We start from the raw sequence: 261 nt of genomic DNA on the forward strand, positions 1-261 counted from the left end.
GCAGCCCGATCAGCGCCTCACCGCGGGCCAGTTCCTGTTCTGTCAGTGACCGCTGACTGAGTAACTGCTCAGGCTCTGACGGCCGGCGGCTGTCAAAATAGATCCCCACCGGATCAAGACAGAGGGACGACGGACGGCACAGATCCGATCCCAGTCCCCGGGAACGGATGAACCCGTCCTCCACCCGGATGGCGCCGGTCAGTTCAGGGTACTCACTGCCCCAGACCGCCACCCGTTCATCTGCAGCCAGCGCTGCCGGTG

General features: G+C 64.8%; 1 protein-coding gene. It reads right to left on the minus strand.

The genetic code is table 11. The features are described 5' to 3' along the window. On the minus strand, positions 1–261 hold a 261-nt coding region (locus tag ACU8YC_RS28720; protein WP_446896480.1), incomplete at both ends, for a capsular polysaccharide export protein, LipB/KpsS family.

Source organism: Citrobacter sp. VF227, assembly GCF_052950715.1.